A 15,831-nucleotide genomic window follows, 5' to 3' on the forward strand; every position below is an offset into this window, starting at 1 on the left:
TAAAGCACCACCGCTACCTGCCGAAACTATCAAAAGCGTGTCGGGTTAACCTGCTTTCTCTGATGCGCGACGCCTGACAGTCACGAAAACGATTACATCAACGATTAAACAGGATGTTAAATATGCGCATTTTACAACGTGTCAAATTGTCCTATCGCCTGATATTTCTCATCGCTTTTTTCCTTCTCGCCATGATTGTTATCGCTGTAATCTCTCTTCACTCACTTCGGTCGCTGGCTGCGTCAGAACAGCAGCTCTACGCTTCCCGGCTGGAGCCTGTGCAGATGATGAACGTTGCCGCCCGGGAGATGGCCACGCATTTTCGCCGTTCCTATGCTTACATCTTTCCGGTCAGCTCCGCCACGCCCGTTGAATCACGCTAAACCACCTCTAAATTTAACCAGAAGTCTCAGCAAGCTGTGCAAAATGCGGTTGATTTTCTCAAGCAATCTCAGGATCCGGCGCTGGTTGCTATCACGCAGAAAGTGATGCAGGCCTGGCCTGACTACCTGGCCTCCATGCAACGCGTCTACGCCCTTGCCAACGAAAACAATGTGGCAGGCGCGCTAAAGGAAATCGCAACGACGACAGATCGTTTACATGTCGCGGTCCGGGATCCTCTGTTAGAAGCCGTAAAGATCTACAATGCGTCCGTCAGCCAGATCATTGACGACAACGTTTCCCATATTGACCAAACCTCTTTCATGTTGATTCAGTTAATCAGCCTGACCTTTATCGCAGGCGGCGCACTGGGCACGCTGATATTTTTTTCCGTTATGAAGCAGTTGGGTGCCGAGCCTGACGTTGCCGTGAGAGTGGCGGGCCTGATCGCCGACGGTCATCTTTATGAGCACAACGCCATTAAAGCCGGCGATACCTCCAGCCTGATTTACCAGTTATCCGTGATGCGCCAGCACATCCGCGACCTGATCAGCGAGGTGCAGGAAGCGGCGGAACAGGTAGCCAAAGCCTCAACGGAGATCGCCCTGGGTACCCGCGATTTGTCACAACGAACGGAATCACAAGCTTCAGCGCTGGAAGAAACCAGTGCTTCGATGGAGCAGCTGTCCTCAGCCGTACAAAACAATGCAGACAACGCCAGGATCGCCAACGACGTGGTCAGCAACGCCTTTCAGAAGGTGGCCAGCGGCGGTCAGTCAGTGTCTGACGTTGAGCAGACGATGCGCGCCATTCAGGACAGCAGTAGCAAAATCGGCGAAATCATCAGCGTCATTGACAGCATTGCTTTTCAAACCAATATTCTGGCGCTTAACGCGGCGGTGGAAGCGGCACGTGCCGGGGATGGAGGTCGGGGGTTTGCTGTCGTTGCGGGCGAAGTCAGAAACCTGGCGCAGCGCCGTGGCGGCCCAGGAAATTAAAACGCTGATTACAGAAAGTCATTCACGTGTCGAAACCGGCGTGACCAATGTCAGCGTGGCAGGCGAAACCATGAAGGCGGTCATTAAAGAGATTCATCGCGTCAACGACCTGGTGGCTGAGATCAGCACGGGAAGTCATGAGCAAAGCACCGGTGTGAAACAGATTGGTATTGCCGTGGCGCAAATGGATACCGACACGCAGCAGAATGCGGCACGGGTAGAAGAAACGGCGACCGCAACGGCACAGTTGCAACGGTTATCCGATCGACTGTTGCAGACCACCTCAAAATTTTTGACTCGCGAAGCAAACTGACAGGCTAAAGCGCAATGCCCTCTCAGCCTTAACTTCAGGCAAAAAAAACAGCGTTGCGCCGAGACGCAACGCTGTTTTCGCCGTGCCAGAACGGCATCAGACCTTATGACTTATTACGGATGTAGTCATCCATGTCCGTTTTCAGGTTATCGGATTTGGTGCCGAAAATCGCCTGAACGCCTGAACCGGCCACCACGACGCCACGTGCGCCCAGGTTTTTCAGTTCGGTTTGATCCACTTTGCTTACATCGGCCACGCTGACGCGCAGACGCGTGATACAGGCATCCAGGTTAGTGATGTTTTCTTTGCCACCAAATGCAGACACCAGTTTGCCCGCCATTTCGCCGCCGGTCGCGGAAGAAGACTGTTCGCTTGCGCTGTCTTCACGTCCAGGGGTTTTCAGATCCAGCTTCACAATCAGGACGCGGAACACGGTGTAGTAAACCGCGGCGTAGATCATACCGATAATCGGGAACAACCAGATTTTGCTGCTGTTACCACTCAGGACGATAAAGTCGATCAGGCCATGGGAGAAACTGGTACCGTCACGCATGCCCAGCAGGATACAGATTGGGAAAGCCAGACCGGCCAGAATGGCATGGATTACATACAGGATTGGCGCAACAAACATGAACGAGAACTCGATCGGCTCGGTAATACCGGTCAGGAACGAGGTCAACGCCGCAGAGATCATGATACCGCCCACTTTGGCACGGTTTTCAGGTTTTGCCGAATGCCAGATGGCAATCGCCGCGGCAGGCAGGCCATACATTTTGAACAGGAAGCCGCCAGAAAGTTTACCTGCGGTTGGGTCACCCGCCATATAGCGAGGGATATCGCCGTGGAATACCTGACCTGCGGCATTGGTGTACTCACCAATCTGCATCTGGAAAGGAACGTTCCAGATATGGTGCAGACCAAATGGCACCAGCGCACGTTCAACGACGCCGTAGATACCAAACGCCACCACCGGGTTTTGGTAGGCCGCCCACTGAGAGAAGTCCTGAATCGCTGAACCGACCGGTGGCCAGATAAACGACAGCACCAGCCCCATCGCGATAGCCGCCAGACCCGAGATAATCGGCACAAAGCGTTTACCCGCAAAGAAGCCCAGATATTCGGGCAGCTTAATGCGATAGAAGCGGTTAAACATATACGCCGCGATGGAGCCGGCAATAATACCGCCCAGCACCCCGGTATCGGCAAGGTGTTTTGCTTCAATTTCCGCCGCCGGCAGATGCAGGACTAAGGGGGCGACCACCGCCATGGTTTTCACCATGATGCCGTAAGCCACGACCGCTGCCAGTGCGGAAACACCGTCGTTATTGGTAAAGCCGAGTGCCACGCCAATGGCAAAAATCAGCGGCATATTGGCAAAAACCGATCCACCTGCTTCCGCCATTACATGCGATACCACCGCAGGTAACCAGCTAAAGTTCGCTGAACCAACACCTAATAAAATACCGGCAATCGGAAGAACCGATACCGGCAGCATGAGCGATTTACCAACCTTTTGTAAGTTGGCAAAAGCATTTTTGAACATAGCGTGAAACTCCTGAGTATGAGTGCGTTTTTCGCGCAGTGCGCGTGGTAAAGAGGGAGGTTCTTTACCGGGTGGCGTTATCCGCCTTTTTGATTTATTACGAAGGGTAAAATAAATTACTCTTCGTTACTTTGACGGCTATCACGTTTCGTCAATCACACGCCCGCAACCGGCCGCAATGACGGTTTTGTTGCTGATTTTTCAGCCAATAAAAGTTGACCCTGTCGAATCACAACAGGGTCAACGAACATCATCTCGTATTTATTACAATACCTGAAATAATACGAAATCAGGCACCAAGACGGCTCATCGGCACATGAAAGAGTGTAGAAAAGTTTTTTGTGGTGGTGGCGGCCAGCGTCTCAATATCTACGCCTTTCAGCACCGCAAGATAATCGGCAACGTCACGCGTGTAAGCAGGCTGGTTTTCTTTGCCCCGGTAAGGAACAGGTGCCAGATAAGGGGAGTCGGTTTCGACCAGAATACGATCCAGCGGGACGTAGCGCGCCGCGTCACGAATCTGCTCTGCATTGCGAAAGGTGACGATGCCCGAGAATGAAATATAGAACCCCATATCCAGCAGTTTTGCTGCCGTCGCCTGATCTTCTGTAAAGCAGTGCAGTACGCCGCCACAGCGTTCAACCTGCTCTTCCTTGAGAATAGCCAGCGTGTCTTCACGTGCATCACGCGTATGCACGATAATCGGCTTATTCAGCGCAATTCCGCTACGGATATGTTCCCGAAAAGAGTCCTGCTGCTGAGCTTTGGTTTCCTGCTGATAGTAGTAATCCAGCCCGGTCTCGCCCAGCGCGATCACCTGAGGATCGGCGGCCAGGCGGCGGAATAACGCAACATCATACGGTGCCTCCTGATTCAGCGGATGCACGCCACAGGAGAGCGCAATATTTTCACGATCGCCCACCAGCGCTTTCAGCGTACTAAAGCCGGGTAAGGTCGTGGCGATAGCCAGCATGAACCGGACGTCGCGCGCCGCCGCTTTGGCAATCACATCATCAAGATCGTGATGATTTTTCTCATAATCCAGGCTATCAAGATGGCAATGGGAATCAACAATAAACATATTTTTCTCAGTCATTTAGCCGGGTAACTTGGGCTTCAGGCTATCTGCCCAACTCAGTAATCTGTCAGTCAGGAGGAGTTCACGATTCACTGCCGCAACCTGTAATAACGATTCACGGCAGCGCATCCAGTCTTGAGCGCTGTTATTGAGCGCCGTTTGCGAAAAGTGCTGCGCCAGCATGGCGACCACGTCCTGACGATCGACGTTAGTCAGCCACTGGGTTGCGCCCTGCTGCCATTTCATTGCATCCAGTATGAATGATAACAGCCAGCCAATCCGTGCCGCGCTGTTATCTGCGTTCAGCACAGGCAGGAGTTGCAGGATGTCCTGCTGCAACGCACCCGGCAGGGAATCGCACAGTGTTTGCCGGGCCTGCCACAGGCCATCATCCAACAGCGTCAGCGCCGCACCGGGCGCACCTGCGCTGAGCCGCAGCGCGGCCAGTAGCGGGGCCTCATCATATTGCCCCTGCTTTCTCAGCCAGGCCAGACTGTGATTTTCATCTGGTGGAGGTAACGTCAGCACCATGCAGCGACTCCGCAGCGTTGCCAGCAGACGGGAGGGCTCGCGACAGCTTAAAAAGAACCAACTGTTGGCTGGCGGCTCTTCCAGCGTTTTTAGCAAGGCGTTAGCCGCCGCCTCGCTGAGCTGAGCCGCATCTGGCAGCCAGACCACCTTGGCACCGCCCTGCTGCGCATAGTGATACATTTTTTCCGTGACCTGACGCACGGCATCAATGCCCAGCGTCGTTTTGCCTTTTTCGGCTTCAAGCCGGTACCAGTCAGGGTGCGTATTTGCCTGCATCAGCTGGCAGCCATGGCAGTGACCACAGCTTTTTAATCCGTCGCGTTGCAGGCACATCAGCCAGCGGCTGATCCCCCACACCAGCGCATCATCGCCCATTCCATCAAGAGAAGCGATCAGCAACGCATGATGAGCACGGCCATCCTGATGCTGACCCATCACCTGGCGGTAAGGTTGATTGAGCCAGGGAAACCAGTTCATGCGCGCTGTTCCGCCAGCCAGGCCGTCAGGGTAGCGTGCAGCGCGCTTGTCACCTGCTCAAGCGGCTGAGTGGCATCTATCGTCAGGATACTGTCATCGGCGGCAGCCAGCGCCAGATAGCGTTCACGCGTGCGTTCAAAAAAGCGCAGCGACTCCTGCTCAATGCGGTCTAATTCTCCGCGGGCGCGGGCACGCTGCAACCCGGTTTCAGGCGTAACATCGAGGTACAGCGTCAGATCAGGACGAAAGTCGCCCAGTACCGTATCCCGTAAGGTGCGCATCAGTTCGGCGTCCAGCCCGCGACCGCCGCCCTGATATGCCTGGGAGGAGAGATCGTGACGATCGCCTATCACCCAGGCCCCCCGGGCCAGCGCAGGCTTGATCACCGTTTCCACCAGTTGGACGCGCGCGGCATACAGCATTAACAGTTCCGCTTTATCGGTTACCTGCTCGCCTTCAATGCCCTGCTTGACCAGCACGCGAAGCTGCTCAGCCAGCGGTGTGCCGCCGGGTTCGCGGGTAAAGACAATATCGTCGATTCCACTGGCCCGCAGTGTTGCAACGACCGCATCGCGCGCCGTGGTTTTTCCTGCGCCTTCCAGGCCTTCAATCACAATAAACTTACTGTCCATTTTTTTCCTTTAACACCAGCCGGTAAGCCTGCACGGCCTTATTGTGGCTGGCAAGATTGGTGGTGAAGGTATGTCCACCTTTGCCATCCGCCACGAAGTAGAGATAGTCGGTTTTTTCCGGATGCGCGGCCGCAATCAGTGAGGCTTTGCTCGGCATCGCAATTGGCCCCGGCGGCAGGCCGCTGATGATATAGGTATTATACGGCGACGGCGTTTCCAGATCTTTACGCGTCAGCGTGCCATTATAGGCGTTACCCATGCCGTAGATCACGGTAGGATCGGTTTGCAGACGCATGCCCACGCGCAGGCGATTGATAAACACGGAAGCCACTTTAGCCCGCTCTTCACTCACAGCGGTTTCTTTTTCGATGATCGACGCCATCGTGACCATTTCCTGTGCATCTTTATAGGGCAGGTTATCCATCCTGCCCTGCCAGACGTCATCGATGGTCTTTTTCATCCGCTGATGCGCGCGTTCCAGCAAGGCGACATCGGTGGTGTTTGCGGTATACAGATACGTATCCGGAAAGAAACTGCCTTCCAGCGCTTTTTCATCCAGCTTCAGCGTGCTGGCGACGGTTGTATAGCTGTCATCCGGCAGCGTATGCTTCACGTAGGGTGCTTTACGTAATTCGCTAAGCCACTCTTGCAAGCGTTGCCCTTCCACTAACCGCAGCGGGAATTGTGCCTCTTTGCCGCTGGCGAGCAATTCCAGCAAACTGCGGACCGTCATTGTCGGTTCAAGGCGATAGGTTCCGGCTTTGAATTTGGCCAGCTCAGGCTCCAGTTTGAGCAGTGCGCCAAACCAGATGCTGTGAGGAATAATCTTTTGACTTTCCAACTGCGCTTCCAGTGCAACGCGACCGGTTCCTGCCGGCAGCGTGTAGATCGTTTCCTGGGAAAGGGTCAACCGGGTTGCTGCAAGTTGTTTAACCTGCCAGTAACTCACGGCTGCCGCGATGAGCAGGATGATGACCACTACGCTCACCACTATTTTTTTAATTCGGCTCATGATGCTTCCATTATCTTTCTACAGCTCGCCTGTAGCTGGTTAAACAAGGTGCGCTGTTCGAACGCCAGCGCATCAAGTTGTCGAACGGGTAATACGGGCATCAGCGCGTTGCATACCACAATCTCATCGGCTGCCTGGAGTTGCGCCAGTCCCGCCTGAACCACATGACAAATCTGACCTGCGGCGCGCATTTCCGCTATCAGACTTCGCCGCATAATGCCGTCAACGCCCGCCTGATCCAGCGCCGGGGTAAAAACCGTGCCGCCGCTTCGCCAGAATAAATTAGCCGCACAGCATTCCACCACCCAACCGTCAGTGTCAAGCACCAGCGCCTCATCGGCGTCGGTCTGCTCAAGGTGGGCACGAATCATCACCTGTTCCAGCCGGTTCAGGTGCTTGAGGCCGGCAAACTGGGGCTGGCGCGCCAGACGGACCGGGCTCACGACCAGCCTGACGCCGGTTTGCTGGAGCGCCGCATAATGCGCAGGCCAGGGGGATACCGAAACGATTCGCGTGTGGCCGCTACAGCCGCTGCGGCTGTAGCCCCGCCCGCCGCTGCCCGCACTGATGATGACCTTAAGCACTGCCCTGTCATGTCCGCTGGCCGCGCGCTGCATCTCCTGCGCCAGCGCGGGCCAGTCGACGTCATTCAGCCACAGCCGTTCACAGCTTTGCTGCAATCGCTGCATGTGCCTGTCAAACAGCAGGATTTTGCCGTTGCCAATCGCGGCGGTCGTAAAGCAGCCATCGCCAAACTGCACGGCACGATCGGTGGCCGCCAGCTGGGATTGCTCAGTGCCGTTTATCCACATTGCCGTTTCTCCGGTATCAGAACGTTGCTTGACGATGGCCATGATTTTATCGGTTTCTTCACGACGCTGGATAGAAAAAAGGCCCGCATTGCGGGCCTTTACAGCAATCATAAACGGAATGTTTAGATTTTACGGAAAATCAGCGAGCCATTGGTACCGCCGAAGCCGAAGGAGTTACACAGCGTGTATTCCAGCCCCGAGACCTGACGAGCGGTGTGCGGAACGAAATCAAGATCGCAACCTTCATCAGGATTGTCCAGGTTCAGCGTCGGTGGAATCGCCTGGTCGCGCAGGGCCAGAATCGAATAGATCGACTCAACCGCGCCCGCCGCACCCAACAGATGGCCGGTCATGGATTTGGTGGAGCTGACCATTACCGTACTGGCTGCTGCACCAAAAACGGATTTCACCGCCTGGGCTTCCGCTTTATCGCCGGCTGGGGTCGAGGTACCGTGCGCATTGACGTAACCAATCTTATCTGGCGTCATCTGCGCATCACGCAGCGCGTTGATCATCGCAGCGGCTGCACCTGAACCGTCTTCCGGCGGTGAGGTCATGTGATAAGCATCGCTGCTCATCCCAAAGCCCACAATTTCCGCATAGATTTTTGCGCCACGTTTCTTAGCATGCTCATACTCTTCCAGTACGATAATGCCAGCGCCGTCGCCCAGTACAAATCCATCACGGTCTTTATCCCATGGACGGCTTGCCGCCTGGGGATTTTCGTTACGTGTCGACAGCGCACGTGCCGCGCCGAATCCGCCAACGCCAAGTGGCGTACTGGCTTTTTCCGCACCGCCCGCCAGCATCACGTCGGCATCGTTATAGGCGATGATACGTGCAGCATGACCGATATTGTGCACGCCAGATGTACAGGCGGTCGCAATGGAGATGCTGGGGCCTTTCAGGCCATACATGATGGTGAGATGCCCCGCCACCATATTGACGATTGTGGAAGGCACGAAGAAAGGGCTAATTTTACGCGGACCACCGTTCACCAGAGAGGTATGGTTTTCTTCGATGAGACCCAATCCTCCGATGCCCGAACCAATTGCCGCGCCAATTCGGCCTGCATTTTCGTCGGTCACAACCAGACCGCTGTCCTGCATGGCCTGAATGCCTGCCACGATGCCGTACTGAATGAAGTCATCCATCTTGCGTTGATCTTTACGAGAGATAAAGTCATCGCAATTAAAATCTCTTACCAGACCTGCAAAACGTGTTGCATAGGCGCTGGTATCAAAATGGTCGATCAGGTTAATGCCGCTCTGACCGGCAAGGAGAGCACTCCAGGTAGACTCTACGGTATTGCCGACAGGAGACAACATGCCAAGACCAGTCACAACTACACGACGCTTAGACACGTTCGTCCTCCAGGGAGGGAAAAAAATGACTATTGTGGGGCAAACATAAAACTCAGGCGGTCAATTGACCGCCTGAAGATATTCATTAGCCTTTGTGGCTATTGATATAGTCGATCGCTGCCTGAACGGTAGTGATTTTCTCAGCTTCTTCGTCTGGAATTTCAGTATCAAACTCTTCTTCCAGAGCCATTACCAGCTCAACGGTATCAAGAGAATCGGCACCCAGGTCTTCTACGAAAGATGCAGAGTTGGTCACTTCTTCCTCTTTCACACCCAGCTGCTCACTGATGATTTTCTTAACGCGTTGTTCGATATCGCTCATACTATTTAATTTCCTATCAAAACTCGCTTTCGCGATGGTTTTCGTAGTGTATAAAATGTTGAAAAAGATGCAACAAAATCCCGGCTGGTCGAACCACGATTTTACGCTATTGTGCGGTTTTATCCGCAAATAATGCAAATGATTTCGTGATTATCAGACCATATACATGCCGCCATTGACGTGCAGCGTCTCACCCGTGATGTAGGCTGCTTCGTCAGAGGCTAAGAATGCAACGGCATTAGCAATTTCCTGCGCTTCGCCTAAACGACCCGCTGGGACCTCCGCCAGAATACCGGAACGTTGATCTTCGTTCAGTGCCCGCGTCATGTCAGTCTCTATGAAGCCCGGAGCCACGACGTTGACGGTAATGCCACGTGACGCGATTTCGCGCGCCAGTGATTTGCTAAAGCCAATCAAACCCGCTTTTGCTGCAGCGTAGTTTGCCTGACCCGCATTGCCCATGGTTCCAACAACAGAACCGATGGTGATGATACGACCCATGCGCTTTTTCATCATGGCACGCATCACCGCCTTCGAAAGACGGAAAACCGATGTGAGGTTGGTATCCAGGATATCCTGCCACTCATCGTCCTTCATACGCATCAGTAGATTATCACGCGTAATGCCTGCATTATTGACTAAAATGTCCACTTCGCCAAATTCAGCGCGAATTTTCTCTAAAACGCTGTCTACAGAAGCGGCATCCGTCACGTTTAACAGCAGACCTTGTCCTTTATCGCCAAGGTAATCACTGATAGCATCGGCGCCACTTTGGCTGGTTGCAGTACCTACCACTTTCGCACCGCGTGCGGCCAGGGTTTCTGCAATCGCACGGCCGATGCCGCGGCTTGCGCCAGTTACCAGCGCTACTTTACCTTCAAAGCTCATGATTTTCCTCTTATTCCTGTGCAAGCGCCGCAGTCAATGACGCAGTATCGTTCACCGCTGCTGCGGACAGGCCGTCTACAATGCGTTTTGTCAGACCGGTAAGGACTTTACCCGGTCCCATTTCAATAAGTTGCGTGACGCCCTGCGCGGCCATAGCCTCAACGCTCTCGGTCCAGCGAACCGGGCTGTAAAGCTGACGAATCAGCGCATGTCGAATCGCGTCGGCGTCCGTTTCGGCTTTGACATCTACGTTGTTAATGACCGGCACAGCTGGCGCATTAAACGTGATGGTTTCGAGTGTTAATGCCAGTTTATCGGCAGCCGGTTTCATCAGCGCGCAGTGTGAAGGGACGCTTACCGGCAGCGGTAGCGCACGTTTTGCGCCTGCCGCTTTGCAGGCTGCACCCGCACGTTCAACCGCCTCTTTATTGCCGGCGATAACCACCTGGCCCGGCGAGTTGAAGTTAACCGGTGAAACCACTTCGCCCTGCGCACTTTCTTCACAGGCTTTAGCAATCGCAGCGTCATCAAGGCCGATAATTGCCTGCATCGCACCCGTGCCCTCAGGTACGGCTTCCTGCATCAGTTTACCGCGCAGTTCAACCAGCTTGATCGCGTCCGCAAAATTCAGCACACCTGCGCAGACCAGTGCGGAGTATTCTCCCAGGCTGTGACCTGCCATCAGGGCGGGTTGTTGACCACCCTGCTGCTGCCAGACACGATAGATGGCTACCGAGGCAGCCAGCAAAGCAGGCTGCGTCTGCCAGGTTTTATTCAGCTCTTCAGCTGGCCCCTGGCTGACTAACTGCCACAGGTCGTAACCGAGAACGTCTGAAGCTTCACGAAACGTCTCTTCGACCGCCGGATAAGCAGCGGCCAGATCCGCTAACATGCCCACAGTTTGTGAGCCCTGACCTGGGAAAACAAAAGCAAATTGCGTCATTTTCAATTCCTGTCAATCAAAAGCGAACCAGCGCAGAACCCCAGGTGAATCCACCACCAAAGGCTTCCAGCAAAATAAGTTGTCCGGGTTTGATGCGGCCATCACGCACCGCCTCATCCAGCGCGCTTGGCACGGATGCGGCAGACGTATTTCCATGGCGATCCAGCGTCACGACCACTTTCTCCATGGTCATACCCAGTTTTTTCGCCGTGGCGCTGATAATACGCAGGTTAGCCTGATGCGGCACCAGCCAGTCCAGCTCTTCACGCGCAATGTTATTTGCCTGCAAGGTTTCGTCCACAATGTGGGCTAGCTCGGTGACCGCCACTTTGAAGACTTCGTTGCCGGCCATTGTCAAATAAGCGGGCTGATCCTGATTTTCGCGATCCTGATACGGCAGCGTCAACAGTTTCGCATAGCGACCGTCAGCGTGCAGGTGGGTTGAAATAATCCCCTGCTCTTCGCTCTGGCCCAGCACAACGGCGCCGGCACCATCACCAAACAGGATGATCGTTCCACGATCGTCTGGATTGAGCGTACGCGCGAGGACATCGGCACCAATGACAAGCGCGTGTTTGACGGCACCGTTTTTAATATATTGATCGGCCACGCTTAACGCATAGGTAAAGCCGGCACAGGCTGCTGCGAGGTCAAACGCCGCACAGTCTTTGATGTCAAGCATCTGCTGAATCAGGCAGGCTGAGCTTGGAAAGGCGTGACTGGAGGAGGTGGTCGCAACGATGATCAAACCGATATCATTGGCGTCAACGCCTGCCATTTCCAGTGCGCGTTGTGCAGCCTGATGTCCCATACTTGCGACAGTCTCATCCGGCGCAGCAATACGGCGCTCACGAATGCCGGTACGGGTAACAATCCACTCGTCCGAAGTCTCCACCATTTTTTCCAGATCGGCATTGGTGCGGATCTGGCTGGGCAAATAACTGCCCGTACCGATAATTTTGGTAAACATCTAGGCTTTGTCACTCCTGGCTAATACAGCGTCCAGACGGGCGGCAATGCGTTCAGGCACCTGCCGCCTCACCGTCTGCTCGGCCTGATTGATCGCCACGGCAAAAGCATGTTGATTTGCTGCACCATGGCTCTTTATCACTGTTCCGCGTAATCCTAACAGACAAGCGCCATTATACTGGTCGGGGTTGAGATGCCCGAAGCGCCTGACCAAACGCTTTTTCATCCAGCGCCCCAGCAACGTCAGCCACCACGACCGCTTCTTACCTTCCTCTGATGACCTGAACAGAGAAAGAAACATTCTTACTACGCCTTCCATTGTCTTCAGTGTGATGTTTCCTGCGAAACCATCACAGACCAGCACATCCGTTTTGCCAGTCAGCAAATCGTTACCTTCGAGGTAACCAATGTAATTAATCTGCGGCAATGCCTTGAGACTTAACGCCGCATCGCGGATGCTTTCAAGCCCTTTATGCTCTTCATGACCAATATTGAGAAGTGCCACACGGGGATTCGCAATCCCCAACACTTCTTCCGCCATCACTGAGCCCATTACCGCAAACTGCACCAGCATCGCACTGTCTGAGTCGACATTGGCACCTAAATCTAAAATGACCGTTTTTCCCTTCTGCTGATGGGGTAAAACGGTCATGAGCGCCGGACGTTTAATCCCGTCCAGCGGCTTCAGTAATAATGTCGCCAGCCCCATCAGCGCGCCCGTGTTGCCGCTGCTGACACAGGCCTGAGCCCGCCCTTCTTTAACCAACTCTAACGCCACTCGCATAGAGCTGCCGCGGCTGTTACGGATGGCTTGTGCGGGTCGCGCATCACTTGCAATAACTGATTCGGCAGGCACAACCTGCAGTCGCTCCAGCAAGGAGGAATCCGCTTTGGCAAGCAATGGCGTGAGAATGTCGGGATCTCCGACAAGAAGAAGGATAATTTCCGAATGAGAGGCCAGTGCCTGCAATGCTGCAGGCACCGTCACGCAGGGACCGAAGTCCCCGCCCATGGCATCGATAGCCAGGGTCAAACGTGCCAAGGTATCGCCTTGCTAAGCAAAGAACTTACTTAACGATAACCTTGCGACCGCGGTAGTAACCGTCCGCAGTGATGTGGTGACGCAGATGAGTTTCACCAGAAACTTTATCTACTGACAGAGTGGCAGTGGTCAGCGCATCGTGCGAACGACGCATACCACGCTTAGAACGGGTGGGTTTATTCTGTTGTACGGCCATGGACCTTACTCCTATTACTTACGCTTTAAACTGGCTAATACGGCAAATGGGTTTGGTTTTTCTGCCTCTGCAGGCAACTGACCAAAGACCATGTCCGCCTCGGACACTTCACAGTGTTCAGAATCGTGCACCGGAACCACAGGCAGCGCGAGAATAACTTCATCCTCAATCACTGCCAGCAGGTCGATCTCACCAAACTCGTTGACATCAACCGGCTCGTACGCTTCCGGCAACGCTTCGGCCTGCTCGTCAGACGACACAGGACTGAAGCAATAGCTTACGTGTACATGATGTGGAAAAACCTGGTTGCAACGCTGACAACGTAGCGTAACCTGCACATCAGCAGTACCCGTCAGTACTGCCAGACGCTGGTTGTCAACCGCAAACGACATGACACATTCTACATCACTGTCCACACTGACGACCGACTCAGCAACACGCTCTACCTGTTGAGAGGTATAAACACCTTGATAATCCAGGCGTTTTTGAGCGGTGCGGACTGGGTCCAGCGTCAGGGGTAATTTTACCTTTTGCATAGGGCGCGCATATTAACTTTGTAATCACATAGAGTCAAAGAAAAAGGCCGTTTACCAGCATCTTTCAACCACTATTCGCATCCAGTGCGGCGCACAGTTTAAAATGACTGTCACCAATTCGCTATCAATATTGAAAAAAAATGACAGCATCGATTCTTTTAGCATCAACGTCGCCCTTTCGTCAGGCACTGTTAGCGCGGCTGGGCCTGCCTTTCACGGTCGATTCGCCGCAGACAGATGAAACGCCATTAGCGCATGAAAGCGCGGAAGCGCTGGTCACCCGATTAGCCATCGCCAAGGCGCAGGCGCTGGCCCAACGTTATCCCGACCACTGGATTATTGGGTCTGACCAGGTCTGTGTGCTGAATGGCGTGATAACCGGGAAACCCCACACGGTTGAAAACGCGGAAGCACAGTTGCGGGCTGCCAGCGGCCAGCGCGTAACGTTTTATACCGGGCTGGCGCTATACCACCCTGCCAGCCAGCGCTTAATGCAGTGCTGTGAGCCGTTTAGCGTCTATTTCCGCACGTTAACCGACGCCGAAATCCGAGCCTATATAAAGAAAGAGCAACCGCTGCAGTGCGCAGGAAGTTTTAAAAGCGAAGGGTTGGGGATTTGTTTATTCGATCGTCTTGAGGGACGCGATCCGAATACGTTGGTGGGTTTACCGCTTATCGCGCTCAGCAATATGCTGCGAGAAGCAGGCATCAACCCCTTGTCGGATTGATGCCCGGCGCCTCAGCTTTTCTGCTGGCGCAGCATCGTCAGGCAATGCTGTAATTGGTCATCCAGTGGCGCTTCCATGCGGAGCGTCTCACCCGTGTTGGGATGCGTAAAGGTCAGCGCGGCCGCATGCAGGAACAAGCGGTTAAGCCCCGTAGAGGACAGCTGGCTGTCAAACGCGCGATCGCCGTAGCGGTCGTCGAATGCAATAGGATGACCGGCATGGAGCGTATGCACACGAATCTGGTGGGTACGTCCGGTAACCGGGCTGGCTTTTACCAGGGTGGCGAAGTCGAAGCGCTCTTCCACTTTAAACCGGGTTTCTGAAGGCTTACCGTCGCTGCTCACGCGTACCATGCGCTCACCGCTTTGCAGAATGTTTTTCAGCAACGGCGCCTGAACCACTTTCAAATGCGATGGCCAGTTACCCTGCACCAGCGCAAGATAGTCTTTCTGCATGCCCTTCTCACGCAGTTGTTCATGCAGCGAGCGCAAGGCTGAACGCTTTTTGGCCACCAGCAGCACGCCAGAGGTGTCACGATCCAGACGGTGCACCAGCTCCAGGAAACGAGCCTCTGGACGCAGGGCGCGCAAACCTTCTATCACGCCAAAGCTCAGGCCGCTGCCACCGTGTACCGCTGTACCGGACGGCTTATTCAGCACCAGCAGGTGCTCGTCTTCAAAGAGAATGGCATTGGCTAAAGAAGCCACTTTGGCCAGCTTGGGCGAAACGGCCTCTTCGTCCCGTTCGGCCACCCTGACGGGCGGGATACGCACCTCATCGCCCTCTTCCAGTTTATATTCTGGCTTAATGCGTTTCTTGTTAACCCGCACCTCGCCTTTACGCACGATGCGATAAATCATGCTTTTCGGCACGCCCTTTAACTGGGTGCGCAAAAAGTTGTCAATGCGTTGTCCGGCATTTTCAGCCGTGATGGCGACAAAGTGTACGCCTGGATTCTCTGTTTTCATGGCGGCGATTCTAAATAGTGTCCCCTGATAGCGCCACCCCTTTTTCTGTGCTTAACTCTTTGCGTCTCGTCAGGAAGCGTAATGTGATTGCTGTGATT

General features: G+C 54.2%; 16 protein-coding genes and 1 pseudogene. 2 read left to right on the plus strand and 15 right to left on the minus strand.

The annotated features are described in order from the left end of the window. Positions 1–122: 122 nt before the first annotated feature. Positions 123–1,692: pseudogene (locus GKC68_RS14220) on the plus strand (methyl-accepting chemotaxis protein). Between the two features lie 103 nt (positions 1,693–1,795). On the opposite strand, the gene ptsG reads toward GKC68_RS14220, so the two are convergent. The 14 genes from ptsG to yceD form a co-directional block, all read right to left on the minus strand. Continuing rightward, positions 1,796–3,235: a PTS glucose transporter subunit IIBC gene (gene ptsG / locus GKC68_RS14225; RefSeq protein WP_013025374.1), complete on the minus strand. Its 1,440-nt coding sequence runs from the start codon at positions 3,233–3,235 to the stop codon at positions 1,796–1,798. Positions 3,236–3,524: 289 nt separating this feature from the next. Beyond that, on the minus strand, positions 3,525–4,316 hold the full coding sequence (locus GKC68_RS14230) for a metal-dependent hydrolase (RefSeq protein WP_110983039.1): 792 nt from the start codon (positions 4,314–4,316) through the stop codon (positions 3,525–3,527). Positions 4,317–4,331: 15 nt separating this feature from the next. Beyond that, positions 4,332–5,321 (minus strand): DNA polymerase III subunit delta', encoded by a 990-nt coding sequence (gene holB / locus GKC68_RS14235; protein WP_110983021.1) that lies wholly within the window; start codon positions 5,319–5,321, stop codon positions 4,332–4,334. Then, entirely contained in the window at positions 5,318–5,953 is a 636-nt protein-coding gene (gene tmk, locus GKC68_RS14240; protein WP_014593431.1) for a dTMP kinase, read from the minus strand. The genes holB and tmk overlap by 4 nt, the downstream gene beginning before the upstream one ends. Then, the gene (gene yceG / locus GKC68_RS14245) at positions 5,943–6,965 is read right to left on the minus strand and encodes a cell division protein YceG (RefSeq protein ID WP_110983020.1); all 1,023 of its coding nucleotides are present in this window, start codon (positions 6,963–6,965) and stop codon (positions 5,943–5,945) included. Before yceG ends, tmk begins: the two co-directional genes overlap by 11 nt. Next, positions 6,962–7,777 (minus strand): aminodeoxychorismate lyase, encoded by an 816-nt coding sequence (pabC, locus tag GKC68_RS14250; RefSeq protein ID WP_176438557.1) that lies wholly within the window; start codon positions 7,775–7,777, stop codon positions 6,962–6,964. Before pabC ends, yceG begins: the two co-directional genes overlap by 4 nt. A 122-nt stretch (positions 7,778–7,899) precedes the next feature. Further along, positions 7,900–9,141 (minus strand): beta-ketoacyl-ACP synthase II, encoded by a 1,242-nt coding sequence (fabF, locus tag GKC68_RS14255; protein ID WP_028722427.1) that lies wholly within the window; start codon positions 9,139–9,141, stop codon positions 7,900–7,902. 85 nt (positions 9,142–9,226) lie between these two features. Continuing rightward, positions 9,227–9,463, minus strand: coding sequence for an acyl carrier protein (acpP, locus tag GKC68_RS14260; protein WP_003849865.1), 237 nt, complete (start codon positions 9,461–9,463; stop codon positions 9,227–9,229). A gap of 153 nt (positions 9,464–9,616) precedes the next feature. Continuing rightward, the gene (gene fabG, locus GKC68_RS14265; RefSeq protein WP_047713769.1) at positions 9,617–10,351 is read right to left on the minus strand and encodes a 3-oxoacyl-ACP reductase FabG; all 735 of its coding nucleotides are present in this window, start codon (positions 10,349–10,351) and stop codon (positions 9,617–9,619) included. A 10-nt stretch (positions 10,352–10,361) separates the two neighbouring features. Beyond that, positions 10,362–11,294, minus strand: a complete 933-nt coding sequence (fabD, locus tag GKC68_RS14270; RefSeq protein WP_263794254.1) for an ACP S-malonyltransferase — start codon at positions 11,292–11,294, stop codon at positions 10,362–10,364. Between the two features lie 16 nt (positions 11,295–11,310). Continuing rightward, entirely contained in the window at positions 11,311–12,264 is a 954-nt protein-coding gene (locus GKC68_RS14275; RefSeq protein ID WP_013025364.1) for a beta-ketoacyl-ACP synthase III, read from the minus strand. Further along, positions 12,265–13,305 (minus strand): phosphate acyltransferase PlsX, encoded by a 1,041-nt coding sequence (gene plsX / locus GKC68_RS14280; RefSeq protein ID WP_110145823.1) that lies wholly within the window; start codon positions 13,303–13,305, stop codon positions 12,265–12,267. It abuts the gene before it with no gap. Positions 13,306–13,330: 25 nt separating this feature from the next. Then, positions 13,331–13,501 (minus strand): 50S ribosomal protein L32, encoded by a 171-nt coding sequence (gene rpmF, locus GKC68_RS14285; protein ID WP_013025362.1) that lies wholly within the window; start codon positions 13,499–13,501, stop codon positions 13,331–13,333. Between the two features lie 14 nt (positions 13,502–13,515). After that, positions 13,516–14,037 carry a 23S rRNA accumulation protein YceD gene (yceD, locus tag GKC68_RS14290; RefSeq protein WP_028722423.1) on the minus strand — a complete coding sequence of 174 codons (522 nt, stop codon included), beginning with the start codon at positions 14,035–14,037 and terminating at the stop codon, positions 13,516–13,518. Between the two features lie 140 nt (positions 14,038–14,177). Here yceD and GKC68_RS14295 point away from each other — a divergent pair, with 140 nt between their 5' ends. Continuing rightward, positions 14,178–14,765 (plus strand): nucleoside triphosphate pyrophosphatase, encoded by a 588-nt coding sequence (locus GKC68_RS14295; protein ID WP_028722422.1) that lies wholly within the window; start codon positions 14,178–14,180, stop codon positions 14,763–14,765. Between the two features lie 11 nt (positions 14,766–14,776). Here GKC68_RS14295 and rluC read toward each other — a convergent pair whose 3' ends face one another. Beyond that, on the minus strand, positions 14,777–15,733 hold the full coding sequence (rluC, locus tag GKC68_RS14300) for a 23S rRNA pseudouridine(955/2504/2580) synthase RluC (RefSeq protein WP_028722421.1): 957 nt from the start codon (positions 15,731–15,733) through the stop codon (positions 14,777–14,779). Between the last annotated feature and the right edge of the window lie 98 nt (positions 15,734–15,831).

Origin of the sequence: Pantoea sp. RSPAM1 (genome assembly GCF_038816185.1) — a bacterium.
GTDB lineage: Bacteria > Pseudomonadota > Gammaproteobacteria > Enterobacterales > Enterobacteriaceae > Pantoea > Pantoea ananatis.